This window comes from Arsenicibacter sp. R0_47, from assembly GCF_057652235.1.
In genome coordinates this window covers 36,900-60,367 of the sequence record NZ_JBYFCJ010000027.1, presented here as the reverse complement: position 1 = coordinate 60,367, position 23,468 = coordinate 36,900, and the positions used below count along the sequence as shown (strand labels likewise).

Annotated in this window: 21 protein-coding genes; 10 read left to right on the top strand and 11 right to left on the bottom strand. The window is 52.4% G+C overall.

Features of this window, described 5'->3' with window-relative positions:
- The first annotated feature begins 92 nt into the window (after positions 1–92).
- The 6 genes from AC23NW_RS28790 (at position 93) to AC23NW_RS28765 (ending at position 3,924) form a co-directional block, all read left to right on the top strand.
- Positions 93–875, top strand: coding sequence for an L-fucose dehydrogenase (locus AC23NW_RS28790; protein WP_487453926.1), 783 nt, complete (start codon positions 93–95; stop codon positions 873–875).
- A gap of 85 nt (positions 876–960) precedes the next feature.
- Positions 961–2,202 carry an L-fucose:H+ symporter permease gene (gene fucP, locus AC23NW_RS28785; RefSeq protein WP_487453924.1) on the top strand — a complete coding sequence of 414 codons (1,242 nt, stop codon included), beginning with the start codon at positions 961–963 and terminating at the stop codon, positions 2,200–2,202.
- 80 nt (positions 2,203–2,282) lie between these two features.
- The gene (locus AC23NW_RS28780) at positions 2,283–2,609 is read left to right on the top strand and encodes an L-rhamnose mutarotase (protein ID WP_293846012.1); all 327 of its coding nucleotides are present in this window, start codon (positions 2,283–2,285) and stop codon (positions 2,607–2,609) included.
- A 152-nt stretch (positions 2,610–2,761) separates the two neighbouring features.
- Positions 2,762–3,232, top strand: a complete 471-nt coding sequence (locus AC23NW_RS28775; RefSeq protein WP_487453923.1) for a hypothetical protein — start codon at positions 2,762–2,764, stop codon at positions 3,230–3,232.
- 24 nt (positions 3,233–3,256) lie between these two features.
- Complete coding sequence (locus tag AC23NW_RS28770) at positions 3,257–3,727, top strand: hypothetical protein (protein ID WP_487453922.1); 471 nt, start codon at positions 3,257–3,259, stop codon at positions 3,725–3,727.
- Positions 3,724–3,924 (top strand): helix-turn-helix transcriptional regulator, encoded by a 201-nt coding sequence (locus tag AC23NW_RS28765; RefSeq protein ID WP_293846004.1) that lies wholly within the window; start codon positions 3,724–3,726, stop codon positions 3,922–3,924. Before AC23NW_RS28770 ends, AC23NW_RS28765 begins: the two co-directional genes overlap by 4 nt.
- Before the next feature lie 110 nt (positions 3,925–4,034).
- On the opposite strand, the gene AC23NW_RS28760 is transcribed toward AC23NW_RS28765, so the two are convergent.
- From AC23NW_RS28760 to AC23NW_RS28740, 5 genes are all read right to left on the bottom strand, one after another.
- Entirely contained in the window at positions 4,035–4,481 is a 447-nt protein-coding gene (locus AC23NW_RS28760; protein ID WP_487453921.1) for a nuclear transport factor 2 family protein, read from the bottom strand.
- 138 nt (positions 4,482–4,619) lie between these two features.
- Complete coding sequence (locus AC23NW_RS28755; protein WP_487453920.1) at positions 4,620–5,804, bottom strand: glycoside hydrolase family 88 protein; 1,185 nt, start codon at positions 5,802–5,804, stop codon at positions 4,620–4,622.
- 33 nt (positions 5,805–5,837) lie between these two features.
- Entirely contained in the window at positions 5,838–6,974 is a 1,137-nt protein-coding gene (locus tag AC23NW_RS28750; RefSeq protein ID WP_487453918.1) for an alginate lyase family protein, read from the bottom strand.
- Between the two features lie 176 nt (positions 6,975–7,150).
- Complete coding sequence (locus AC23NW_RS28745; protein WP_487453917.1) at positions 7,151–8,929, bottom strand: DUF11 domain-containing protein; 1,779 nt, start codon at positions 8,927–8,929, stop codon at positions 7,151–7,153.
- A gap of 252 nt (positions 8,930–9,181) precedes the next feature.
- A complete protein-coding gene (locus AC23NW_RS28740; RefSeq protein ID WP_487453915.1) occupies positions 9,182–9,676 on the bottom strand; it encodes a DUF4385 domain-containing protein in 495 nt (164 codons plus the stop codon).
- Positions 9,677–9,792: 116 nt separating this feature from the next.
- Here AC23NW_RS28740 and AC23NW_RS28735 point away from each other — a divergent pair, with 116 nt between their 5' ends.
- On the top strand, positions 9,793–11,979 hold the full coding sequence (locus AC23NW_RS28735; RefSeq protein WP_487453914.1) for a S9 family peptidase: 2,187 nt from the start codon (positions 9,793–9,795) through the stop codon (positions 11,977–11,979).
- A gap of 70 nt (positions 11,980–12,049) precedes the next feature.
- Here AC23NW_RS28735 and AC23NW_RS28730 read toward each other — a convergent pair whose 3' ends face one another.
- Entirely contained in the window at positions 12,050–12,379 is a 330-nt protein-coding gene (locus tag AC23NW_RS28730) for a hypothetical protein (protein ID WP_487453912.1), read from the bottom strand.
- A gap of 207 nt (positions 12,380–12,586) precedes the next feature.
- Here AC23NW_RS28730 and AC23NW_RS28725 point away from each other — a divergent pair, with 207 nt between their 5' ends.
- Complete coding sequence (locus AC23NW_RS28725) at positions 12,587–13,723, top strand: hypothetical protein (protein WP_487453910.1); 1,137 nt, start codon at positions 12,587–12,589, stop codon at positions 13,721–13,723.
- 90 nt (positions 13,724–13,813) lie between these two features.
- Here AC23NW_RS28725 and AC23NW_RS28720 read toward each other — a convergent pair whose 3' ends face one another.
- The 5 genes from AC23NW_RS28720 to AC23NW_RS28700 form a co-directional block, all read right to left on the bottom strand.
- Positions 13,814–15,358: an alpha-N-arabinofuranosidase gene (locus AC23NW_RS28720; RefSeq protein ID WP_487453909.1), complete on the bottom strand. Its 1,545-nt coding sequence runs from the start codon at positions 15,356–15,358 to the stop codon at positions 13,814–13,816.
- 123 nt (positions 15,359–15,481) lie between these two features.
- On the bottom strand, positions 15,482–16,264 hold the full coding sequence (locus AC23NW_RS28715; RefSeq protein ID WP_487453908.1) for an SDR family NAD(P)-dependent oxidoreductase: 783 nt from the start codon (positions 16,262–16,264) through the stop codon (positions 15,482–15,484).
- A 94-nt stretch (positions 16,265–16,358) separates the two neighbouring features.
- The gene (locus AC23NW_RS28710; protein ID WP_487453907.1) at positions 16,359–18,479 is read right to left on the bottom strand and encodes an alpha-glucuronidase family glycosyl hydrolase; all 2,121 of its coding nucleotides are present in this window, start codon (positions 18,477–18,479) and stop codon (positions 16,359–16,361) included.
- A 22-nt stretch (positions 18,480–18,501) separates the two neighbouring features.
- Positions 18,502–19,716: a mannonate dehydratase gene (gene uxuA, locus AC23NW_RS28705; protein ID WP_487453958.1), complete on the bottom strand. Its 1,215-nt coding sequence runs from the start codon at positions 19,714–19,716 to the stop codon at positions 18,502–18,504.
- A gap of 57 nt (positions 19,717–19,773) precedes the next feature.
- Positions 19,774–21,414 carry a sodium:solute symporter gene (locus AC23NW_RS28700; RefSeq protein WP_487453905.1) on the bottom strand — a complete coding sequence of 547 codons (1,641 nt, stop codon included), beginning with the start codon at positions 21,412–21,414 and terminating at the stop codon, positions 19,774–19,776.
- 826 nt (positions 21,415–22,240) lie between these two features.
- On the opposite strand from AC23NW_RS28700, the gene AC23NW_RS28695 reads away from it, so the two are divergent.
- Together AC23NW_RS28695 and AC23NW_RS28690 are read left to right on the top strand one after the other, a co-directional pair.
- A complete protein-coding gene (locus AC23NW_RS28695) occupies positions 22,241–22,390 on the top strand; it encodes a hypothetical protein (RefSeq protein WP_487453903.1) in 150 nt (49 codons plus the stop codon).
- Positions 22,383–23,408, top strand: a complete 1,026-nt coding sequence (locus AC23NW_RS28690; protein WP_293841541.1) for a LacI family DNA-binding transcriptional regulator — start codon at positions 22,383–22,385, stop codon at positions 23,406–23,408. The genes AC23NW_RS28695 and AC23NW_RS28690 overlap by 8 nt, the downstream gene beginning before the upstream one ends.
- Positions 23,409–23,468: the final 60 nt, after the last annotated feature.

Sequence of the window (23,468 nt, the reverse complement as noted above, 5' to 3'; positions counted from 1 at the left end):
CATTTTTCACCACATAGCCACATAGTTAAACAAAGAAGTCTTATTCTCACATGTGCTCTATGTGGCTATGTGGTCAACCAACTTTTTAACGCATGAATCTGAACCTACAGGATAAAATCATCATTGTGACCGGTGGTGCCAAGGGCATCGGCGAAGGCATCTCAACCGCACTCGCCGCCGAAGGAGCCATTCCGGTTATCGTTGGCCGGAACGCCGCCGACAACCAGGTAGCGGTCGACAAAATCGTGGCAGCGGGCGGCAAAGCCTTTGCCATCGAGGCCGAGCTGACTCAACCGGACGCCTGCAAAAAAGCCGTTGACGAGACGCTGGCCCAATTCGGCCGGATCGACGGGCTGGTCAACAACGCCGGTGTCAACGACGGTGTCGGGCTGGAAAACGGCAGCTACGAAGCCTTCATGGCCTCACTGCACAAAAACGTGGTGCACTACTACCTGATGGCCCACTATGCCTTGCCGGCGCTGAAAGAAAGCAAGGGGTCTATCGTGAACGTAGGCTCGAAAGTGGCCGAAACCGGCCAGGGCAACACCTCCGCCTATGCCGCGGCCAACGGCGGCCGCAACGCCCTGACCCGCGAGTGGGCCGTGGAACTGCTGCCCTACGGTATCCGGGTAAACGCCCTGATCGTGGCCGAGTGCTGGACCCCGCTCTATGCCAACTGGATCAAAACGCTGCCGGATCCGGACGAAAAACTAAAGGATATTGTCAGCAAGATTCCGCTGGAAAAGCGCATGACCACAGCCGAAGAAATCGCCAACATGATTGTGTTCCTGCTGTCGGATAAATCCAGCCACACAACGGGTCAGCTGATCCATGTCGATGGTGGCTATACGCATCTCGACCGGTCAATCACCTAGTGATCGTTTTCCGTCGCCGCCCCGGTTCACCTCCGTGCGGCAACGCCATTAACAAAGCCCGTTAACCCTCTTACCAACTTACTTTATGGCCTCGATTTCACCGTCGGCATCCGCAAAAGCCACCTCGGCCCCACAGGGTAATACCACCCTTGCGTTTGCGCTGGTTACCAGTTTATTTTTCCTCTGGGGTTTTGCCATCAGTATGCTCGACGTACTGAACAAAAAATTCCAGCTTGTGCTTAACCTCTCCAAGTCGGAATCGGCGTGGGTGCAGGTTGTTACGTTCGGCGCCTATTTCGTTATGGCCCTGCCAGCCGGTTACATGATGAAACGGTTCGGCTATAAGCGGGGTATCCTGATGGGCCTGCTGCTGTACGCAGCCGGCGGTCTGCTGGTGTATCCGGCCGGCGAAGCCCAGTCGTGGACATTTTTTCTGATTGCGCTCTTTATTCTGGCCTGCGGCCTGGCCTTTCTGGAGACGGCCGCCAACCCCTATGCGTCTGTGCTGGGCTCGCCCGAAACATCGGAGCAGCGGCTTAACCTGGCTCAGTCGTTCAACGGGCTGGGAGCCATTACCGGTCCGGTAATCGGTGGCTGGCTAATGTTTGCCGGCAGCAGCAATACTTCTGCCGAAGCGGGCTGGGATACCATCCAGCTTCCGTACATCATCGTCGGAATCATTGTCCTGGTCGTTGCCGCTATTTTCTACCGCACGCCGCTGCCTGAAATTCAGGAAGAAGCGCTGGTAACGGACGGTCATGCGCATTCGGGCAAAACACTCTTTCAGCACACGCATTTCGTACTCGGTGTGTTTTCGCAGTTCCTTAACGTAGGGGCGCAGGGCTGTATCTGGGGCTTTTTCATTAACTACGCGACAGAAAGCGCCCACATCTCGGATCAGGAAGCTGCCTACCTGCAAGGCATTGCGATGGCGTTCTTCATGGTAGGTCGTTTTGTCGGTACGTTCTTCATGCGCTTTACCCGCGCCAACGTGCTGCTGGGCATTTACTCCGTGATCATGGTAGCCCTGCTGTTTGTGGTGTACCTGCACCTCGGTCAGGTATCGCTGTATGCCCTGATGGCCTTCTTCTTCTTCCAGAGCATTACGTTCCCGACCATCTTTGCGCTGGGCGTAAAAGATCTGGGCCAGTTTACGAAACAAGGGTCATCGTACATCATCATGGGCATTGTGGGTGGTGCCGTCTTCCCGCCGATCATGGGTATGATTGCCGACAACACCAACACCGCCACCTCATTCCTGCTCCCTGCCGCCTGCTTCGCCTTCATCGCCTGGTACGGATTTAAGGGATCGCAGATTAAAAATTGAGTGATTGAGCGGATGAGTGATTGAGTGAACAGAAACACCCAATCGCTCATTCGCTCAATCACCCATTCACTCAATAGCCTATGCGTTACTGTCTTGCGCTTGATCTGAAGGATGATCCGGCATTGATTGCCGATTATGAGCGCTATCACGAAAAAATATGGCCGGAGATCGAGGAGAGCATCCGGTCGGCGGGGATTACCAACATGGAAATCTACCGCATCGGGCCACGGTTGTTTATGATCATGGAAACCGACGACACGTTTTCCTTCGACCGCAAAGCGGAGGCCGACGCGGCTAATCCGAAGGTGCAGGAATGGGAAGCGCTGATGTGGCACTACCAGCAGGCCCTGCCGATGGCGAAACCGGGCGAAAAATGGCTTCTTATGGACCGCATTTTTGCCCTGTAAGCCCGCCGTTTGCCGCCAAATTACCCAAACCGGACAGTTGTCCGGTTTTTTTATGCCGTTTACGAAATAGGCATACGAAAAATATGACCACTTCGTTTGACTATTTGTAAAGTAAACTTTACTTTTGGACAAACAAACTTATACTAGTCCGCATGAACACAACACTCTTATTCCCGCATTATTTCCGGTACATAGGCTGGGGACTAATCCTTGCCTTTTTGGGCACGTGGGGTTATCTGGAATTACATCCGGACTCCGGCATTGACGGCTACCTGACCATCCACGTCAGCAATGACTGGCTGTCGACATTCTATGACACCACCAGCCTTGATTTTACGGACGAAATCATGTGCATTGCCCTGATTGCCGGTTTGCTCTTTATTGGTTTCTCCCGCGAGAGACTTGAAGATGAGATGATTAATCAGCTACGGCTGAAAGCCCTACAGGCAAGCGTCTACCTGAACTACGCATTGCTGATGCTGGCCATTATGCTCATTTACGGACTAGGATTTTACAACATCCTGATGTACAATATGTTCACTATACTGCTCTTCTTTATCGTCTATTTCCAGCTCACTTTACGCAAAAACCGGCGTATGGCCCGACGCATGCTGGCCTTTTAACCCTGCTAACCAACAGTAAACATCATGAACACGAACCTCTTATTCCCCCATCGCTACCGCCTCATCGGCTGGATAATTTTTATCCCGTCGCTGGTGCTGGGCTTACTCTATTTATACACTGAATTCCGGCTCAGCTTCCTGACGTTTGGTAAACCTGATGATAATGCCTCTATCGGGGCGCTATTCGGGCCATGGCCAATCAACCTGACAGACGAACTAGCCGCGCTCGGCCTGATTATCGGCCTGTTATTTATCGCCTTTGCGCGGGAGAAGCATGAAGACGAGATGATTCAGCACCTGCGGCTGGAGTCTTTGCAGTGGAGCGTATACGCTAACTACATCATTCTGAGTCTGGCCATTATGCTGATCCACGGCAGTCCGTTTCTATCGGTTATGATCTACAACATGTTCACGATTCTGCTGGTGTTTGTGATCCGGTTCAGAATTTTACTGTATAAAAACAGCCGCGAGCTGGAGAAGGAGGTTAGTGTATGAAGAACCGCATCAAAGTTGCCCGGGCCGAAAACAACTGGTCGCAGGCTGATTTAGCCGAGCGGATCGGCGTGAGCCGCCAGACGATCAACTCCATCGAAACCGGCCGTTACGTCCCTTCCACCATTCTCGCCCTCAAAATGGCGCATGAGTTCGGCAAACCGGTCGAGGAACTGTTTATGCTGGAAGAAGGGGAATAACACCCATTTGCTAAACAATAATCTGATTTACAGCGATATAACTCACCACATAACCACATCGAAAGCATAGCTTTTCTGTACTGGTTATGTGGTATTTATAGTATGTCTATTTACTCTTTATTCTCCTCAAAATCGTCAAAATAGGTAAAATCTTTTACGATGAGGCCATTTTCGATCGTAAGTATCGTGCATATCGGCAACTCAAACGTTACCTTATCCGGACCGGTTCCGCTTGAGGTAAACTCGACAATAATATGCTTATCACCTGACGGGTATATCTGAGTAACCTCATCGTGTAAATCGGGAAATAGTTTTGTCAACTCTGTATATTTCTTAATAGTCTGCTGCCTGGTTTGTTTGACAATTCCCGGCCCAAGCGTTGGGTCTTTAAACTCAGCTACTTCAGCATACATAGCTGTCATTTTCACAAAATCATGCGCATTGAAATACGTAAAATATTGTTTTACTAACCGCTCATTCTCTGTTGAAGTCACTGACGGATTCGTACAAGATGTCAGTATGAGAATTGACGCCAGAACGCCGAACAACTGTTTCATGATCAGGGCTTTTTATCAGGTTATCAATCTGTTTTATATGAAAGGGTGGCAGATAATACTTTCCTACCTTAATTGTTTATCGACAACGACAACTCTTTTCCAACTCATTTGATCTACCCTCTTAGCCGCAATCCCCCCCTACAATTTCTGCTTCCGCAGTAACGCCTCCAGATAGTAATAATCGGCATAGGACAACGGCACATCGACCTCGCTGTTTGCCGGTTTAGACCCGGTGCTGTGTAGCAGTATAAAGCCGTGGTTCCCCCCTTCCGGCGACACATAGTTTTTAGCCAGATTGGCGATGATCCGGTCAGCCTTTGCGCGGTACATAGTTCCCTGTTTGCTGAATGCCGATAATTCATAGAGTGCCGATGCCATCACTGTTGCGGCCGACACGTCGCGCGGTTCGTCCGGAATCTTCGGCGCATCAAAATCCCAGTACGGAATCAGGTCGGCAGGCATCCGCGGATGCTGCAGGATAAACACCGCCACCTTTTCGGCCTGTTCCAGAAATGCCTTGTCGCGGGTTTCACGGTAGCACATCGTATACCCGTACAATGCCCACGCCTGCCCGCGCGCCCAGGCCGACTCGTGACTGTAGCCCTGATGGGTATTTTTCTGAATGACCTTCCCCGTCAGCGTGTCATAATCCACGACGTGGTAGCTGCTCATGTCGGGACGGAAATGGTTTTTCATCGTCGTTTGAGCGTGTTTTACGGCAATGTCGGCAAAGGTCCTGTCGCCCGTCAGTTTCGTGGCCGCAAAGAGCAGTTCCAGGTTCATCATATTGTCGATGATCACGGGGCATTGCCAGACATCCTTGTGGTGATCCCACGACCGGATGATGCCGGCCGCCGGCTTATAGCGCTTAATGAGTGTCCGCGCCGACTGGATAATTACGTCCTTGTATGCCGGATCGTTGGTAAGCCGGTAGCCGTTGCCGAAACTACAATAGATTTTGAAACCCATGTCGTGGGTACCGGCATTGAGTTTTTCGTTCTCAATTTTTGCCGTGTACAGGCGTGCCTGTTTCAGCCATTCCGGATTGTGGGTGTATTCGTACAGGTACCAGAGTTCGCCGGGGAAAAAGCCGCTTGTCCAGTCGCGGGCGGGCACAAGCTGGAGCGCCCCCGTCGGGCTGAGGGTACGCGGAGAGACGGGCACCGCTTTCGCAGTAGCCGGTGTGGCGGCCGGTATATCAGCCAGCATCACCTTTGCCTGTTTCTCCGCCAGATCAAACTGGCTTTTAATCAAGGCTTTCTGAGCAAAGACGCTGCTGTTAAAGGCAGCGAAAGTAAGGGTAATAAGTATAGTTTTTTTCATGAGTAACGGGATGTGTAGTATTCTTCTCAGGGTTCACAACCAAATGACCGGATTACGGACGGGCAGATTCCGCAGCACTTCCTCTACCTTCGGGTCGTGCTCCAGCGATTGCCATGTTTTCAGCCAGGCCGGTTCCTGAAACTGTACAGCGCCGAGCACCAGAAACGGATGCGCTACCGGCCAGTCGTTCCAGTACATCACATCGGGCTTCAGAGGCCAGGCTGCCTTGTCGGCTACAAACGGATAGAGGTAGCTGATGCCTTTACGGATCGAACGGCCGTCGGCAGTCTGGTAGTGCCAGAGGTCATCGGCAGGGGTCGACAGGATCCGGCAGATCATGGTCATCGCGTCGAGGTTAAACAGCGAGTAGCCATAGGGCTTGGTGCGGCGCAGTTCCAGCGGAAAACTTCCGTCGGCAGCCATCTGGTTGGGCAGTAACACCGTTTTGTAGCGGTTCCGGCAAAACGCCATCAGGGTTTCATCGCCTGTCAGTTTAGCGAACGAAGCGACCTGCATGACCCAGCAGGTACCGTGGTTGTTTTTGGCCTCCATTTCGTCTTTGCCATACGGATGGGTCGTCAGCCAGACCAGGTACTCAGCGAACCAGTTACGGATTGCCGCCACCTGCCGTGGATCGGCCGGTTTCGCCTTTTCCATGACCAGCACGCACTGTGCCACCTCCATCAGGTGAATGGTGTCAATAATGCCGATCCCCCGTCCGGTAAACCGCCCTTTAATGGCCTGCGCATAGGTCAGCGACGGATTCATCCGCGTGGTGGTATCCACAAACCAGGCGTTCAGGTGACGGAAAGCCTGCCGTACATAACGGTCATCTCCGGTGAGCTTCCAGGCCGATGCCAGGGCACCGACAATCCGGCTGAAACGGATCATGGCTTGCCGGTGCGCCACAAAATTATCGGGATTCGTCAGGCCGTCGCGCTGGATATACGGCCCATTCAGGTTCGTGGAATCGGGCCACCAGTAATCGCCTTCTGAGAAAAAATCATGCTTCCCGCCCGCCGACCGCGGACTACGCTGCGCCGTTACGGTGACGGGTTGCTGCTGCATGGCCCATGCCGCTTCAGTCAGGATATGCTGCTTCAGGGTTTGAGCGACAATGCCGGACTGCGCATTAGCCTGCTGATACAGCCAACCAATAACGATCAACAAGATAGTTAACAGGTATTTCCGTAAATACGGTCGATTCAGAGTAAACAAAGTATATCTCTTTTTTTAAAGGGTAAAGAGCTCCATTCTACGTTACATACTCATGCCGGCATGGTCAATAAGCATAAAAAAAGCCCGGCAACTCGCCGGGCTTTTTTCTTCAACAAGTATGGGTTATTTTATCTTGACTTAGTTTTCTTAATCACAAAAGGTACACAGAGATTTGCCGGACAACATTCACCCTCAAAGACAATAATCGGGCAGCAACCTTCAGCCGGACAGGTTCCGACAGTTGTCAGATAAGTATATGTCCCCGGTTCTCGGATCGTATATGTACGACCTTCCCCTACCTTGATCCCATTCCGGAACCATTGCACACTGGTGACACTCGACGGAGTCGACACCTCAAATTCATCACCGGCACACATCGGAATCGGTACAGTCACACAAGCTGTTCCCAGGTCGTCTTCAAGGTAAGAACCGTTGTTAGGTATCGAATTCGGATCGCTCTGATCGACTTTTGTAATTTCGGCTTTATTGAAAAGTGGTCCGTAGGCCATTACTCTGGCCTGTAGAATCAGCGATGTCGATGTATTTGCCGACAGGCTGCTTACTTTCCATTGGGCGATACCATTCACAACTGTTACGTTCGGTGTTGCACTGACAAACTGTAGGCCGGCTGGCAGTGTATCGGTTACCACCACATTTGTTGCGGTATTTGGCCCCTTATTCGTCAATGTCAGGGAGAAACTCACAACGCTATTCATCGTAACCGGCCCTGTCGCCAATGCTTTCTTTCTCAACGATAAGTCAGTAGCAACTGAAGAACATAACTGCTGCGGACAAATATTCAGATTATCATAAATCGTACCAGTTGGCACGGTAACAAGCGAGAAGGTATTTGCTCCGGTGATGGCTACTTTATTCATGATTGTAACCGGAACCGGATCTGTTGATTTTCGCCAGTCGATAGTAAAGCAAGGGGCGGTACTGCTACCGATGTAGTCAAACTGAATACAGGAAACCGTCGTCCAATCGGTTGATACAGCTTTGGCAATGGTTACGCTGCCAGGCGGACTGAATTTTACATTAAGCGAAAGGATACCAGCTGAACCGGATACGGCAGATCCATTCAAATCCTGCGGTGTATAGCCGTTATTGGAAGCGGGAGCATTGCTGGAATAATTTTCTTCCAGTACAATCTGCGGATTCGTCAGCATAGCGGCGCTGTAATTAAACCGGAAGTTAGCATCTCCCATCAGGAACGTGCCCGAATTTGGTGATGTTGACTTGACCTGCACCCGCATAGTTACTTTCTTCGTCACACAGTCGAATGATTTCAGGTTAAGCCGTACCCCGTAACTGTCACTACAGTACTGGTTCGGACATACATTCAGATTGTTGTGGGTAACCGGCGTAACATCGCTGGTGGTGTAGGAAAATGAGTTTCCGCTGGCAACAATTACCTCGCTCATCCCGGTAGCCGGAAAGGTTGTATCCCACCGCAAATCGAAGCAGGTAACCAACTGTTTAAGCGTAAACTCAATGCAGGAAACGGTCATGTACGACGTTCCGACGCGGGTTGGATTCGGTCGCCCGCCATAAATGTTGTTCAACACAACCCGGCCCGTTGTCGGGCCTTCCGTTGATCCGTTCAGGTTCTGGCTCCCATAAGCACTCTGACTGGCCGGCGCATTTCCCGAAAAATTTTCCTCCGAAACGATTCTGGGATTTGTTAAGATCGTTGAGGGGTAAGTAAACCGGAAATTACCATCTCCCATTAGAAATGTAGAGTTTGCATCAGGAGCTTTAACTTCTACCCTGATTACAGCTTTCATGGTGGAACAGTCCACCGATTTCACAGTAAAGCGCACATCAAATTTACCATTCTGCGCAAAACCAGCATAACCCGCCAAGGTCAGCAAACCAAATAAAAATAATCGTAAACTTGTTTTCATGGTCACATAATTAAATGCCTACGGTGTTCTTTTTCAGAATTTTTATGCTTGATCTTAGGACGTATAACCAGATCAATTAGTATCAATTACACGACCATTTTTTCATTTATTATTATCTCTTTCACCAATGACACAAATAGTACATTCAGTTATCTATTTCATATAATAAATCATTGTTTTTGGCACACTAATGATTTTTTGAGTACGTTTAACTTTCCAGTATTGGTATAGTTGTTGCCAAAAGCAAAACAATTACCCATGATTTAGTTGCCATGATTTCTTTTGCACTGCATATACCTCATCTTCTCTGACTTTCAGATACATCTCATAAAAAATCCGTGCGCTTTCAGCCTTTTCAGCATCTTCTTCGCGGGGTAGCTGTGCGCGGCCGTGTGCCCCGCTCCGGCCTTTCTGATCTGCCGGTACCGGGCCATCGTATTTCTGCCCTGACTTGTGATTGGCATATCGGCGGGCACGGGTATAGCCCATCTGGAGAAACTTACGGGCCATATCCATGCCGATGAAGTCACTGTTCTCCTTATAAGCCAGAAATAGTTTATAAATGGCTTCCGAGGATTCCCGGGCGATGTCGGGTGTTTTAAAACGCCAGTGGGGTAAAATCTCCGATTTGTACGGTTCTACCAGCAATACCCCCTGCTCGCCCTTGCCTACCCGGTACAGGTCAGGCTGTTTACGGAAATCAGTATTTTTAAAGTCAAGGCTGTAATCAAACGGTTCTTTTGCCATTGGTTTTAATCATTTATCCGGCTACTACTCTCCTAACCCGGCTGCGACGCAACGCTCACAAACTATTTATTTACTAACTTGTACCCCTTAATCGTTTTACTCAGATCACTTCACCAATGCGCAAGCTGCTTTTAGTAGGTGCTTTATTAGCTGCCTGGCTTTCGGGTTCGGCCCAGTCGGGGCAGGGAATCCGCTGGTCTGCCGACGGGAACGCGTATACACAGGTCCGTAATGCCGGCCTTGTGAAAGTCGATGTTGCCACGGGCCAGGAAACCCCGCTTATCACCCGTGACCAACTTAAAAAACCCGGCACCGACACGCCGCTTCAGATTGCCGGCTACTCCTTTTCAGCCGACGACAATACGGCCCTGATTTTTACCAATACCGCCCGCGTGTGGCGCTACAATACCCGTGGCGATTATTGGGTCCTCGACCGCAAATCGGGACAGCTGCGCCAGCTGGGCAAGGGCAAACCGGCTCAATCACTGATGTTTGCCAAACTCTCACCCGACGGCACGAAAGTGGGCTATGTCAGCGAGCACAATATTTACGTGGAAGATGTAGCTTCCGGCCAGATTACCCCGCTGACTACCGACGGCACCCGCAAACGCATCAACGGAACGTTTGACTGGGCCTACGAAGAAGAATTTGACTGCCGCGACGGCTTCCGGTGGAGCCCCGACAGCAAACAGATTGCCTACTGGCAGGTCGATGCCAGCGGCATCCGTGATTACCTGATGCTGAACACCACCGATTCGATTTACTCGTATACCATTCCGGTGGAATACCCGAAAGTCGGCGAAAGTCCGTCTCCGGCCAAAATCGGCGTTGTGAGCGTCAACGGCGGGCCAACCAGCTGGATTCAGCTGCCAGGCGATCCGCAGCAGCACTACATCACCCGCATGGAGTGGTTCCCGGCCGTCAATGACATCATTCTGGAGCAACTCGACCGCAAGCAGCAGGTCAGCAAGGTATTTATCTGCCAGCCGGCGACCAACACGATCAAAGCCGTTTACGGCGATCTGGACAAAGCATGGCTCGACGGCAAACACCGCTGGGGTACCGGCGATCCGTCGGGCTGGGAATGGCTCGAAGGCGGTAAAAGCTTCCTGTGGGTATCGGAAAAAGACAACTGGCGCCACCTTTACAAAGTAACCCTGACCCGCGACGGCATGAAGGAAGTACTGCTGACGCCGGGTCAATACGAAATCGGCACCATCAGCCACATCGACGAAGCGACCAACTACGTCTATTTCATCGCCTCGCCCGACAGCCCGATTCAGCGGTATCTGTACCGCGTGAAGATGGACGGAAAGGGTAAACTCGAAAAGGTAACGCCGGCCGGACTGAACGGAACCCACGGCTACAACATTTCGCCGAACGGCAAGTGGGCCATCCATACGTTTACCAGCCATACAGTACCGAACGGACGCGAATGGATTAAACTACCTGAGCACAAAGCGCTTAAAGAAGCCGAAAGTCTGGCCGCCACCATGAAACCGGTCCCCGACCGCAACATTAAGTTTTTTAAACTGACTACCGACGATGGTGTAACACTCGACGGCTGGATGGTGAAACCGGTGCCGTTCGACAGCACGAAAAAATACCCGGTGGTCTTCCACGTATACGGCGAACCGGCCGGCTCAACGGTCAACGATGTGTATTCGACCGGCTTCAACAACCTCTTCAACGGGGACATGGCCAAATCGGGGTACGTGTATGTGGCACTCGATAACCGCGGTACGCCGAACCTGAAAGGCACGACCTGGCGCAAGTCGATTTACCGGCAGATTGGCCGCCTCAACATCCGCGATCAGGCGATGGGCGCGAAGAAACTGTTCCAGCAACATGCCTGGATCGATACCAGCCGCGTGGCCGTCTGGGGATGGAGCGGCGGCGGTTCAACGACCCTGCACCTGCTGTTCCAGTATCCGGAGATTTACAAGACCGGTATCTCGATTGCGGCCGTTGGCAACCAGCTGTTCTACGACAACATTTATCAGGAACGCTACATGGGTATTCCGCAGGAAAACCGCGAAGACTTTGTACTGGGCTCGCCGATCACCTACGCGAAGAATCTGCGCGGCAACCTGTTGTACATTCACGGTACCGGCGATGATAACGTGCATTATTCCAATGCCGAAGTGCTGATCAATGAGCTGATTAAACACAATAAACAGTTCCAGGTCATGCCGTACCCGAACCGCTCGCACAGCATTTCGGAAGGGCCCGGTACCAACCTGCACCTACGGACATTGTATACCAACTACCTGTTGCAGCACTGCCCTCCGGGCGCGCGTTAATTCCCGTTGCAACATCATTAAAAAGGGCTGACGAACATCAGCCCTTTTTTAATATCGGATCGTAGTCGTTTTATTTTCCTGACTCTTTTTTGGCAACGGCCGTTTTTTTGAGCGTGACGAATATCACCCCGTTTACCGCATCAGGCCCGTAGGCCACCACCAGCGCCGGTTCGTTTTTACGGACATCGATACGCTCGATCATATTCGGATCAATCGCATTCTTCTTCTTAACCTCATCCATCGCCATCACCTTGCCATCGATGACAAGAATTGTTGGCATCGGCGCCGGCTGTACACTGGCTCCAGCCACAGGCTCCGGCGTAATTCTAGTGTTATTCGGGCTACACCCGGCCAGCGTCCCTACCAAGGCTACGGCTAAAAGAGCGTGTACGTTTTTCATACGGTGATCGGTTAACTATGTGATTTGTAAGCACGTAAAGATAGAAAGATTATATAGATCAGGATATCGTAAAACGTAAATTTAATCGCTGCCCACAACACTTCATAAACCCAAACCAACCGTCAGTCGGTGTAACCGTGCAGTTCGTGAAATGCCCGTGCACCATAGCTACAGGCGTGGGTAGCTTTGCTCAAAAGAGCAAAGGATATGAACCCATACAAGATTAAAGGCATCACGCTGGCCATTGCCCTGCTGGGGGCTCAGCAGGTAAACGGCCAGGGACTTTTCCAGAAACTGAAAGATAAGGCAGAGGCCGCTACCGGATCCATATCGGGCAGCGGTGGCCAGAAACCCACAAAAGCGCTGTTCGAGAAACAACAGGCCGACGCGGCGAAAACCGTTCTGGAAGGTAAACTGCCGGCCAAAGACAAATACGGCCTCACCGGCATTTACTACTGCCGTGAGCTATTTGTGTGCGGAACAAAGGAAGACAAACCCGATATGGCCATCGGTAAGTTTCTGGTTACGTTTGAGAAAGGCACGAATGAGGTGAAGGCAGTACTGACCCCTAGCTACGGCGTGGAAGCAGGCGTAGCTCCCCTGATGATCGGCCGGAACGACTACCCCGCCGACCTGGTCCTGAAAATCAGCTCGGCCATTAATCAGCCCCGGTTTGACGCGACACTTGGAAACGGCAGCTTTTATGGATTTTACGCCAAACAACGCATTGTGAAGGACGGTCAGGACGTGAAAGATACCAAAGAGACGTTGCGCAATGGAGCAGGCCTGCACCTGGTCCTGATTGAGCCGGGCCTCATCCTGATTACACCCGGCAGCGGCCTGTATTATATCCCTAAAAACGGCCGCGCGCCAGAAGATGTCGCGAAGGAGAAGATGGATCCGGTTGCGGTACTGTACAGCAAAGACAAGGAAGCTAAGGCGAAAAACCTTACCGATGAGCAGCTTTACGACCTCCTCGTTACCCACCAGAAAGCCTATCAAAAACGGGATGCACTGATGATCGACGGCCAGAAAGAAGCGTACAAAGAAATTGATGCCGCCAATACGCACCTGTTTAACGGCAGTTCGTCCGGGAAAAGCAGCAGTACCAAAGAGAGCAGTACGGGTGCGGTTAAACCCTTCAGGGTTGAACTCCAGAACCTGACCGGCGACGATGTTTATTATACCCTTCAGGGTATGAGCAACTCGCTTCAGCGGATCGGCAATAAGATCATTACCAGCATCACGGTAAAACCCGGCGTCAGTATCGTCTCGAAAAGCGGAAGGGTGATCGCTACCATCACGGAAAGCACCAAACCAGGCTCCCGCATCAAAATCGAGTAAAACGGGCTGAAGCTGCCCCTGAGTGACTATATGTCAGTCAGGGGCAGTGCTCCACAATTGCAGTGAAACGGAATAGCATTCCGTTCTACATTAATTCAGTTCCAGAACCGCTACTGAGGCCGCCGGCAGCGTCACCGTCAGCTGATTGCCCTGTACCTTTGCACCGGTAAACGGAGCCGGTTTAATTTTCGACGGATTCTCGAAGGTGTTATGGTCACGAACATTGCCTGATGCCAGTATCCGGCCGGTAACGCCCGCCGCCTTTACCGATCCCAGCGACAGCGTAATCTGCTGCGGCTGCTTCGGATCGATGTTGGTCAGTGAAATGTGGACACGGCCGTTTTTATCCTTCGACGCCGATGCCGAAATGGCCGGCAGTTTAATGTCGCCAAGCACATAGTCGTTGGTTTTTACCTCCACCGGCAGCATCAGCGCATCCTGGTGCACATTGTACATTTCGAGTACGTGATAGGTCGGCGTCAGGATCATCTTTTCTTCGTTCGTCAGAATCACCGATTGCAATACGTTGATCGCCTGGGCCAGATTCGCCATTTTTACCCGCTCACAATGTTTGTGGAAAATGTTGAGTGTTGCACCGGCCAGTACGGCGTCGCGCATGGTGTTCTGCTGATACAAAAAGCCCGGATTGGTGTTAGGCTCGACATTGTACCACCCACCCCATTCATCAACCACCATCGCCACTTTTTTCTGCGGATCATACTTGTCCATGATCGCAATGTGTTTAGTCAGGTAGTCGTCCATCAGCAGCGCCTGCTTCATGGTTTTGGCATATTCTTCGTCGGAATACTGGGTGGCGGAGCCTTTTTTGCCTTCATCCCAGGTCAGCACCGAATAGTGGTGTAAGGCAATGCCTTCCATCAGACTCGTTGGAATATCGCGCATCATCACCTCCGTCCAGTGGTAGTCGTTCGAGCTGGCCCCTGACGCCACGCGGAACAGCTTCCGGGTCGGCGAGTAGTTGTACATAAAGGTGGCATACTGGCGGTAGATGTTGGCGTAGTATTCCGGCTTCATGTTGCCGCCACATCCCCATGCCTCGTTCCCAACGCCCCAGATCTGCACATCCCACGGCTTTTCGCGGCCGTTTTGGCGGCGCAGGTTCGACATCGGACTTTCTTTCCCGAAGTTGACATATTGCACCCAGTCGGCGAGTTCCTGCACGGTGCCGCTGCCCACATTACCGGCCAGATAAGGTTCTGTTCCGATGAGCTCGCACATATTCAGGAAGTCGTGTGTACCGAAGCTGTTATTTTCCGTAACACCGCCCCACCACGCATTCACGATTGACGGGCGGTTTGCTTTCGGACCAATGCCGTCTTTCCAGTGGTAAGTATCGGCAAAGCAACCACCCGGCCAGCGCAGGTTCGGGATTTTGAGCTTCTTCAGCGCATCGACCACATCGTTCCGTACCCCGGCCGTGTTGGGGATCTGCTTATTATTTTCGCCGACGTAGAACCCGCCATAGATACAGCGGCCAAGGTGCTCGGCAAAATGCCCGTAAATATGCCGGTTAATGGTGTGCTTCGCCTCTTCGGCCTTGAGCGTCACCTGATTCTGGGCAATGCTCAAGCCACTGCTCAGCGCCAGCCCTATGAGTAAAAGTGCTTTTTTCATTGTAACATGTATTTAAACAACCACTGAGTTTATATGAGTGTTGCACGGAGCTACACGGAGTCATTCATGCCGGAAAGTGTGTAACTCCGTGTCTGAAACTCCGTGGAACGCTGTGGTTAAATCTTAAAAACCAATCGAATTTCCTCCGTCTACCGGCAGCGAGGCACCGGTGATGTAGCGGGCTGCTTCCGAGGCCAGGAACACGGCAGCATAGCCGATGTCGGCGGGTTTGCCGAACTTCGCCATCGGTGTCCGGCGCATAGCACGGTCACGGCGGTCGGGGTCGCTGTTGAAGGCGGTCCGGCTCATGGCGGTTTCGATAAAGCCCGGCGCAATGGCGTTCACCCGGACACCTTTACCCGACCACTCCGATGCCAGAATCTTCACCATACCTTCGACCGCCGATTTCGACGCCCCGTAAGCCGCCACACGGTCGATGCCGTAGTAGGCCGCCATCGACGAAATCATGATGATTGACCCGCTCTGCCGCTCCACCATGCGGCGGGCACAGGTCCGCGTCAGGGCAAATACGGCGTTCAGGTTGGTTTGAATGATCCGGTTAAAATCCTCGTCAGATACTTCCAGCGCGGGCTTTTTCATGTTAATCCCGGCGTTATTCACCAGAACATGAATCGGGCCGTGGGTCGCTTCGATTGTTTCGACCAGGGCCTCAAGGCTACCGAGTTCGGTTACGTCGTTGGTAAAATAAAAGGCCTGTTCGCCGCCCTGATTCAGTTCGGCAACGGCCTCCTGTAACGGCTGCTCACGGCGGCCCGTGATGACGACACGCGCCCCGGCCTGCACCATACAATGGGCAATGGCCAGGCCAATGCCGGTGCCGCCGCCGGTAATGAGAGCGAGTTTACCGGTGAGCGAAAAAGGGGTTTCTACTAGTATGTCTTCCATGTTGTTTCGTATTTAAATCAGGCGACCACGTAATGCATCAAATTGGGCGACCACGTGGGGTCGCCCGTACGGGGCGGATCGGGGCGGGATAAAATCAGCGCATTTGATAAATATCCACAAGGCGTTTTACCTCTTCGAGCGTCCGGTCGGGTTTCTTGAACGGCGCGGGTATCGGCTGCTTGGCAAAGGTCTGGAAATAGAGTACACAGGCATCGCGCCACCAGATGGCTTCGCGGTGCTGCGTGGCCAGCCGACCGGCGACATCCGCGTAGAGTTCAGGATCAATCGCCGGTTTGGCTTGTGCCCACTGTTGCTGCATCCAGCCCACGGCATCCGCACCGGTATAGTAGCGGGTACAGATTTCGTCCCACAACGACCGGCCGGCCGGCAGTTTTTTGGTCCAGGCCACATGGTGGAACCACAGCAGATACGGCAGCGGGCAGGTTTCCGGATTATTCCACTGCGCCTGCACCTCCGGTTTGTACTGGCTCAGGGCATTGCTGCCGCTGGCCGTCCGGTCAAACCCGACACCAATGGAATCGGCACGGTGGTAATAGGTGTGCCGCCAGTCGGGCCGGGGGGCGCGGTCCAGCCACGGCTCAGGGCCGTAATGGATGCCATAGCCCATGATATGGTGTAGCCCCAGCGGATTCGTATAGTCTACGTAAATCTCGCGTGACCGCAACATCATATCGGTAATGGCTTTTGTGGCTTTCGGTTCGGTAGTCAGCGTCATGTTCACCCACTCGCGGGCCAGCGTTTCCGAGCTCAGGGTGTGGTCCCAGGCCAGCCGGCCAAAGGCATACCAGTTCGCCTGCCCCATCGGGTTGCCCGTCCAGTTGCGGTCAGAACCGGTATTAGCAACCCCGGCCATAGCCGACAGCGTGTAGTTACCAACGGAGCCGTCGATCACCTTTGCCACCGTAGACCCCTTACCCTTCTGCCACGTATCCGAGTCCAGACACTCCTTAAACAGCGGTGCTTCAAAAACCGAATGCGTCGCAAAGCCAAGATACTCCTGCGTGATCTGGAACTCCATTGCCAGCGGCGTTTTGTCCATGGCGCCGAACAACGGCGAAAACGGCTCCCGCACCTGAAAGTCGATCGGGCCGTTTTTTACCTGCACAATCACCTTTTTATTGAATTTGCCGTCAAGCGGCTTAAACTCCTCGTAAGCAGCCTTGAAGCGGTCGCCTTTGGGGTCGGCCTTATACACAAACGACCGCCACAATACGATGCCGTCGTGATCGCCCAGGGCTTCGGCCAGCATGTTCGCGCCGTCGGCATGCGTCCGCCCATAGTCCTGCGGACCGGGTTCGCCTTCGGAGTTGGCTTTCACCAGAAAACCGCCGAAGTCCGGAATCAGCCTGTAGATTTCGGCAACCTTGTCGGTCCACCACGCTTTAACCTGCGGATCGAGCGGATCGGAGGTCTTGAGGCCGCCCACCACTTTCGGGGCAGGAAAATAAACTGACAGATACACGCGGATGCCATACGCGCGGAACACCTTCGCAATGGCCGCCACCTTTTGCAGGTATTCGGCGGTCATGAACCGGGCACTCGCGTTGACATTGTTCAGCACCGAGCTGTTGATACCCAGCGAGGCATTTGCCCGGGCATAGTCGCGGTAGCGGGGATCGACGGTTTCGGGCAGTTCGTACCACTTCCAGAGCGTGCCACCGGCATACCCCCGTTCGATGGTTCCGTTTACGTTATCCCAGTGATTCAGCATCCGGTAACGGACTTTCGGGCTGCTGCTCTGCGGCAGTCCGGCCAGTGGCTGGCGGGTCTGCAAATGGCGCAGCAACGCAAACGCGCCGTACAACACCCCTGCATCGGTTTTGGCCGAGATAACCACATTGCCCCCTTGTCGGGTCAGCTGATAGCCTTCGGCGTTGGGCAAATCCACTGCCTGCGAAACCGTCAGCACGATGCCGCCGGTTTTGTTGCCCGACGCCACAACCGGCACCGGCTTGCCCAGCAACCCCTGCAAACCGGCCTGCAACTCACCGGCCGCCGAGGATAGAACCTCGCTCCGGCCGTTTACCTGAATAAATCCGGCCTGTGATGCATAAGCGGCCCGCAAGCCGGCATCGCTGATCAGATCGTATTTGAGCCAGAGCCGGTAGCCGTCATCAGCTTTCGCGGAAAACGACACCATCAATACTGCGAGCAGACAAAGCCAGTTGCCCGCCGTTTGCACGAATGTCCTCATAAAACGTTGTGTTTGTTATACGTTATGGATTCAGGGACCGGGTAATGCCCAGCTCCAGGCCGCGCAGTTCAGCCAGCCCGCGTAACCGCCCGATGGCCGAATAGCCGGGATAGGTTTTCTTCGCCAGGTCGTCCATCATCTGGTGGCCATGGTCGGGGCGCATCGGAATTGACGTGACGCCCTCACCGGCTGCTGCCCGCCGCTGTTGTTCTTCGACAATGGCTTTCACTACGGCATACATATCCACATCGCCGTCCAGGTGGTCGGCTTCAAAAAAGGACTCGTACCAGCCCTCGCGCGTTGTCGGCTCCCGTTTTGTGGTCCGGAGGTGGATGAAGTGAATCCGGTTGCCAAAGCGCTGAATGATACCCGCCAGATCGTTGTCCGGCCGGATCCCGAGCGAACCCGTACAGAACGTAATCCCGTTGGCAGTCAGGTCACAGGCGGCCATCAGTTGCGCCAGATCCGCCTCCGTACTAACCACACGCGGCAGGCCCAGCAACGGCATCGGCGGATCATCGGGGTGAATGCACAGATTGATACCAACCTCAGAGGCCACCGGCGCTACCTCCCGAATGAAGTAGTACAGGTTTTCGCGCAGTTGCACATCGCCGATTTCAGCGTATTCGTCCAGCAAGCCCTGAAACGTTTCCAGCTCAAAGGCTTCTTCGGAGCCGGGTAAGCCCAGCAGTACCGTATTACGCAGCAGCTGAATCTCGTCAGGTGTCATCGCAGCAAACCGCGCTTTGGCAGCTTCCTGCACAGCCGGGGCATAATCAGCTCCGGCATTGGGCCGGTTCAGGATGCAGAGGTCAAAAATGGCAAAGTCTTCCCACACAAACCGGAGTGCCCGTGAGCCGTCCGACATCACATAGTTCAGGTTTGTCCGCGACCAGTCAAGCACCGGCATAAAGTTGTAGCAGACGGTCGTAATGCCGCAAGCCGCCAGGTTCCGCAGCGACGTTTTATAATTGTCAATACAACGTGAGCGTCCCGGCCGTGCTTTTTTGATGTCTTCGTGAACAGGCAGACTTTCTACGACGGCCCAGTGCAGGGGCGTAAAGCGGTCATTGCCGGCTTCGATCAGGCTGATCCGCTCCTGAATGGCGTCAACCGGCCATACCTCGCCGACCGGAATCTGGTGCAGGGCAGTGACCACACCCGTACAACCCGCCTGCCGGATATCCATAAGGGAGACGGGATCGTTCGGCCCGAACCACCGCATGGTTTGTAGCATCATAAGGGGATAAAAAAAGGCGGTCAGCGTTTTTCACCCTGACCGCCGTATTGAAGGCTAGAAGAAAATAATCCAGAGAACAAGCAGCATCACACCCAGAATGATCGATGCTACCAGGTTTTGCCGGCGACGGGCCGGATTTTCAATTTTATAGTCCTCACTCATATCCACGTTACCTGCATATTTGAAGGTAAGGCCGTTCAGTTTTTCCTGCGTTGGCTTTTCGGTCATCACACTGACCACGATCAGCAGGAACACTGAAATCACGAACAGGATAATGGCAAAGTGCATGAAGTTCATCTCGACCATCGTCTTGATAAACGGGTTCGTAAACGGACTGGATTTGTGAACCACCTCCAGTACAAACCGGAGCAGACCCAACACAAAGCCGGTCCAGAGCACAACAGTAGCCCCTTTGGCGTTGGCGCGCGGCCAAAGCAGACCCACCAGGAATACGCAGGCAATCGGCGGGCTGATGTAGCCCTGCACGCTTTGCAGGTATACGTACAGCTGATCAGACAGTACCGTCACAAGCGGCACCCAAAACAGGCTCACCGCCACCAGCACTACAGTTGAGATCCGGCCGAAGTTTACCAGTTGTTTCTCCGACGCCTGCGGGCGGAATTTCTGGTATACGTCGAGGGTCATCAGGGTAGAAGCCGAGTTAAAACAGGCGGCCAGCGAGGCCATCAGGGCCGCCAGCAGCGAAGCAACCACCAGCCCGCGGAAACCCGTTGGCAGTAAGTACTTCACCATCACCGGATATACATCGTTTGGTTTCAGTTCCTGACCGGGCAGCAACAAACCCTTCTGGTGCAGCGCGTAGGCAATCAGACCAGGTAACACAAGGATAAATACCGGCAGGATTTTCAGGAAACCGGCCATTACCGTACCCGATTTGGCATGGTCAATGTTTTTAGCGGCCAGAACCCTCTGCACAATGCTCTGATCGGTACACCAGTACCAGATACCGACAATATAGGGCGCTATAATGACCCCCGTCCATGGAAATTCAGGGTCCGACATGGGCTTGAACATGTTGAAATGCTCAGCCGGTACATTGCGCACCAGTTCATCCCAGCCACCGACTTTATCGAGGCCGATCCACGTAAGCGCAATAGCCCCGATCAGCAGGATAAACGTCTGGATCAGTTCGGTATAGATTACGGCGCTCATGCCGCCGGCAATGGTATAAACCCCCGTAACGACCACGAGCAGAATCGACGATGTGTAAATATCCCAGCCCATTACCTCTTTCAGCAGGATGCCCGCCGCGAAGAGGTGAACCGAAATTTTGGTCAGAATGTAGGCAACAATCGATACCGAGCTCAGGTACCAGCGGCTGGCCGAGTTATAGCGGCGTTCGAGGAACTCCGGCATCGTAAACACCCCCGATTTCAGGTAGAACGGCACAAAGACCCAACCCAGAATCAGCAGACAGATACTGGCCGACCATTCGAAGTTACCCGTTGCGAGACCCGAGGCATACCCCGTCCCTGACAATCCGATAAAGTGTTCAGTTGAAATGTTCGAGGCAAACAACGACGCCCCTACGGCAAACCAGCCTACGTGCCGGCCGGCCAGAAAGTATTCGGTACTACTCCGCTCCTGCCGGGCAAAGTAAAAACCGATCGCAAATACGATCAGAAAGTAAACTGCAATGATCGCGTAATCCAGAACACCGAATTCCAGGTTCATACAAATAAATAGTAAGGTTGGGTTTAATGACTACGATACCTACTCAGACGGCAAAGATGCATTTTTTCAAAACAAGCCGGCACTTTTCCGTGCAATAGTTTCGTTGGCCCGGACATTGATTTCACCCTGTTTATTCCGGAAAAATGATTTTTAGAAAAATATCTGCCGGAAACAGAAACAACATGAAGCAGGCGCTGAAAAAGTTGGTCGTTGAAGAAAACAGGTTGGTTGTCGTACCGGCGTTACCGGTCTTTTTCCGATCAAAACAGCACTCCCGTCAGTGACAGGAGGCTGTCGAACAACTTACTTATGGTAATACCTATCAAATGAATACTGTATAGGAACAAAATAAACGTTAATTTCTACTGATCTTAACGCAGCATTTATTTTATACGGGTTCATTTCTTTCGGTGATGATACATAAAAAACACTGCTCCCCGTCCATCTCCAGACTGCACGCAGCATGGAACAGGACGGGGGTAGTCGTCACTCAACCTTGTTTTTCAAGACCAGTTCCTCACACGTACCGATCACCTGTTTTCGGGCCAGATTCCGGGCGCAGTGCGTGTGTGCTCTGATTCCGGTGCTAAATTTCAGGGATTATATTTATTCTTGCAACCGATTGCACAAAAATTTATGCCATTTTTTGCTGATAAAATATAAAACTATGGTTTACCCCGGGGTAAATTATCCGAACTTATTAAGCAGAGAGTCGCAATTTTATAAACCATATATACACGCAGATAAACAAAAAGGCCCGCTAGCCATGGCTTGCAGGCGTTCGAGGAGAAATTTTATCATTTATGTTGGGAAAATCTGAAAAGTAATGTACAAATTGCAATCGATTGCAGACTACATAGATACACCCCGACCGGCGTTATTCGGGCAGGCGAATGTGGATTTTACGGTCTGTACTATTCAACGCTTTGACGATACAGCCAGTCCCGGCCTTTTTGACGATTATTTTCATGGATAAAGACGTTACTATTTACGATATAGCCAAACTGCTTAACCTGTCACCGGCAACCGTAAGCAGGGCTCTCAATGACCACCCTTCCATCAACGCCAATACCAGGGAACTGATCACGGCCAAAGCAGCTGAGCTTGGTTACCGCTCCAATGCGTTTGCCAGCAACCTGCGGCGGCAGCGTACCAACACCATCGGGGTTATTGTGCCGCGGCTGAACAGTCATTTTGTTTCCAGTGTACTGTCGGGCATGGAAAAAGTAGCCAATGAACGAGGTTATAACCTGATTATCAGCCAATCGCAGGAGTCGGTAAAAAAAGAGAAGGCCAGTGCGAAAACCATGTTCAACGGACGGGTTGACGGATTATTGGTTTCGCTTGCTTACGATACCGAAGAGATTGACCACCTGGATGTATTCATCAAAAAAGGCATTCCGCTCTTGTTTTTCGACCGCGTCAGTACGCATACCAAAGCCACAAGTGTGGTGATTGATAACGTAAAGGCCGGTTATGCTGCAACGACGCACCTGATTGAGCAGGGCTGCCAACGGATCATGCATGTAACGGGCAACCTTAAACGGAATGTGTATACCGACCGTCTGAAAGGCTATAAACTCGCCCTCATTGACCATAATCTTCCTTATGATGAATCGCTGCTGGTTGTTAACGACATGAGCCGCGAAGCCGGTATCGATGTGGCAAAGCAAATCAGCAGCATGTATAATAAGCCTGACGGGCTGTTCATTACCAATGACTTATGTGCGGTTAGCTGCATGGCAGCCCTCAAAAAGGAAGGATTCCGGATCCCGCAGGACATTGCCGTTGTGGGCTTTAATGACGATCCGGTGGCGCAGGTCATCGAACCCAATCTTACGACCATCCATTATCCCGGGGAAGAAATGGGTGAAATTGCCGCGCAAAGCCTGATAAATCATCTGAACGGCTTGGTTAATATCCAGACAACCAATACCATTGTCCTGCATTTCGAACTGGTTGTCCGGGAATCTTCGGTACGCACTACGGGGTAATCTAAGCTTTTTCTAATCGGCAGCCGGAGACGAAAACGCATGGTTCAGAGTTAATCTATT

What these genes read in the sequence shown, in the direction of transcription:
- AC23NW_RS28790 (WP_487453926.1), top strand. Translation starts at nt 93, where the DNA reads ATGAATCTGAACCTACAGGATAAAATCATCATTGTGACCGGTGGTGCC.
- fucP (WP_487453924.1), top strand. Translation starts at nt 961, where the DNA reads ATGGCCTCGATTTCACCGTCGGCATCCGCAAAAGCCACCTCGGCCCCA.
- AC23NW_RS28780 (WP_293846012.1), top strand. Translation starts at nt 2,283, where the DNA reads ATGCGTTACTGTCTTGCGCTTGATCTGAAGGATGATCCGGCATTGATT.
- AC23NW_RS28775 (WP_487453923.1), top strand. Translation starts at nt 2,762, where the DNA reads ATGAACACAACACTCTTATTCCCGCATTATTTCCGGTACATAGGCTGG.
- AC23NW_RS28770 (WP_487453922.1), top strand. Translation starts at nt 3,257, where the DNA reads ATGAACACGAACCTCTTATTCCCCCATCGCTACCGCCTCATCGGCTGG.
- AC23NW_RS28765 (WP_293846004.1), top strand. Translation starts at nt 3,724, where the DNA reads ATGAAGAACCGCATCAAAGTTGCCCGGGCCGAAAACAACTGGTCGCAG.
- AC23NW_RS28760 (WP_487453921.1), bottom strand. Translation starts at nt 4,481, where the DNA reads ATGAAACAGTTGTTCGGCGTTCTGGCGTCAATTCTCATACTGACATCT.
- AC23NW_RS28755 (WP_487453920.1), bottom strand. Translation starts at nt 5,804, where the DNA reads ATGAAAAAAACTATACTTATTACCCTTACTTTCGCTGCCTTTAACAGC.
- AC23NW_RS28745 (WP_487453917.1), bottom strand. Translation starts at nt 8,929, where the DNA reads ATGAAAACAAGTTTACGATTATTTTTATTTGGTTTGCTGACCTTGGCG.
- AC23NW_RS28740 (WP_487453915.1), bottom strand. Translation starts at nt 9,676, where the DNA reads ATGGCAAAAGAACCGTTTGATTACAGCCTTGACTTTAAAAATACTGAT.
- AC23NW_RS28735 (WP_487453914.1), top strand. Translation starts at nt 9,793, where the DNA reads ATGCGCAAGCTGCTTTTAGTAGGTGCTTTATTAGCTGCCTGGCTTTCG.
- AC23NW_RS28730 (WP_487453912.1), bottom strand. Translation starts at nt 12,379, where the DNA reads ATGAAAAACGTACACGCTCTTTTAGCCGTAGCCTTGGTAGGGACGCTG.
- AC23NW_RS28725 (WP_487453910.1), top strand. Translation starts at nt 12,587, where the DNA reads ATGAACCCATACAAGATTAAAGGCATCACGCTGGCCATTGCCCTGCTG.
- AC23NW_RS28720 (WP_487453909.1), bottom strand. Translation starts at nt 15,358, where the DNA reads ATGAAAAAAGCACTTTTACTCATAGGGCTGGCGCTGAGCAGTGGCTTG.
- AC23NW_RS28715 (WP_487453908.1), bottom strand. Translation starts at nt 16,264, where the DNA reads ATGGAAGACATACTAGTAGAAACCCCTTTTTCGCTCACCGGTAAACTC.
- AC23NW_RS28710 (WP_487453907.1), bottom strand. Translation starts at nt 18,479, where the DNA reads ATGAGGACATTCGTGCAAACGGCGGGCAACTGGCTTTGTCTGCTCGCA.
- uxuA (WP_487453958.1), bottom strand. Translation starts at nt 19,716, where the DNA reads ATGCTACAAACCATGCGGTGGTTCGGGCCGAACGATCCCGTCTCCCTT.
- AC23NW_RS28700 (WP_487453905.1), bottom strand. Translation starts at nt 21,414, where the DNA reads ATGAACCTGGAATTCGGTGTTCTGGATTACGCGATCATTGCAGTTTAC.
- AC23NW_RS28695 (WP_487453903.1), top strand. Translation starts at nt 22,241, where the DNA reads ATGTACAAATTGCAATCGATTGCAGACTACATAGATACACCCCGACCG.
- AC23NW_RS28690 (WP_293841541.1), top strand. Translation starts at nt 22,383, where the DNA reads ATGGATAAAGACGTTACTATTTACGATATAGCCAAACTGCTTAACCTG.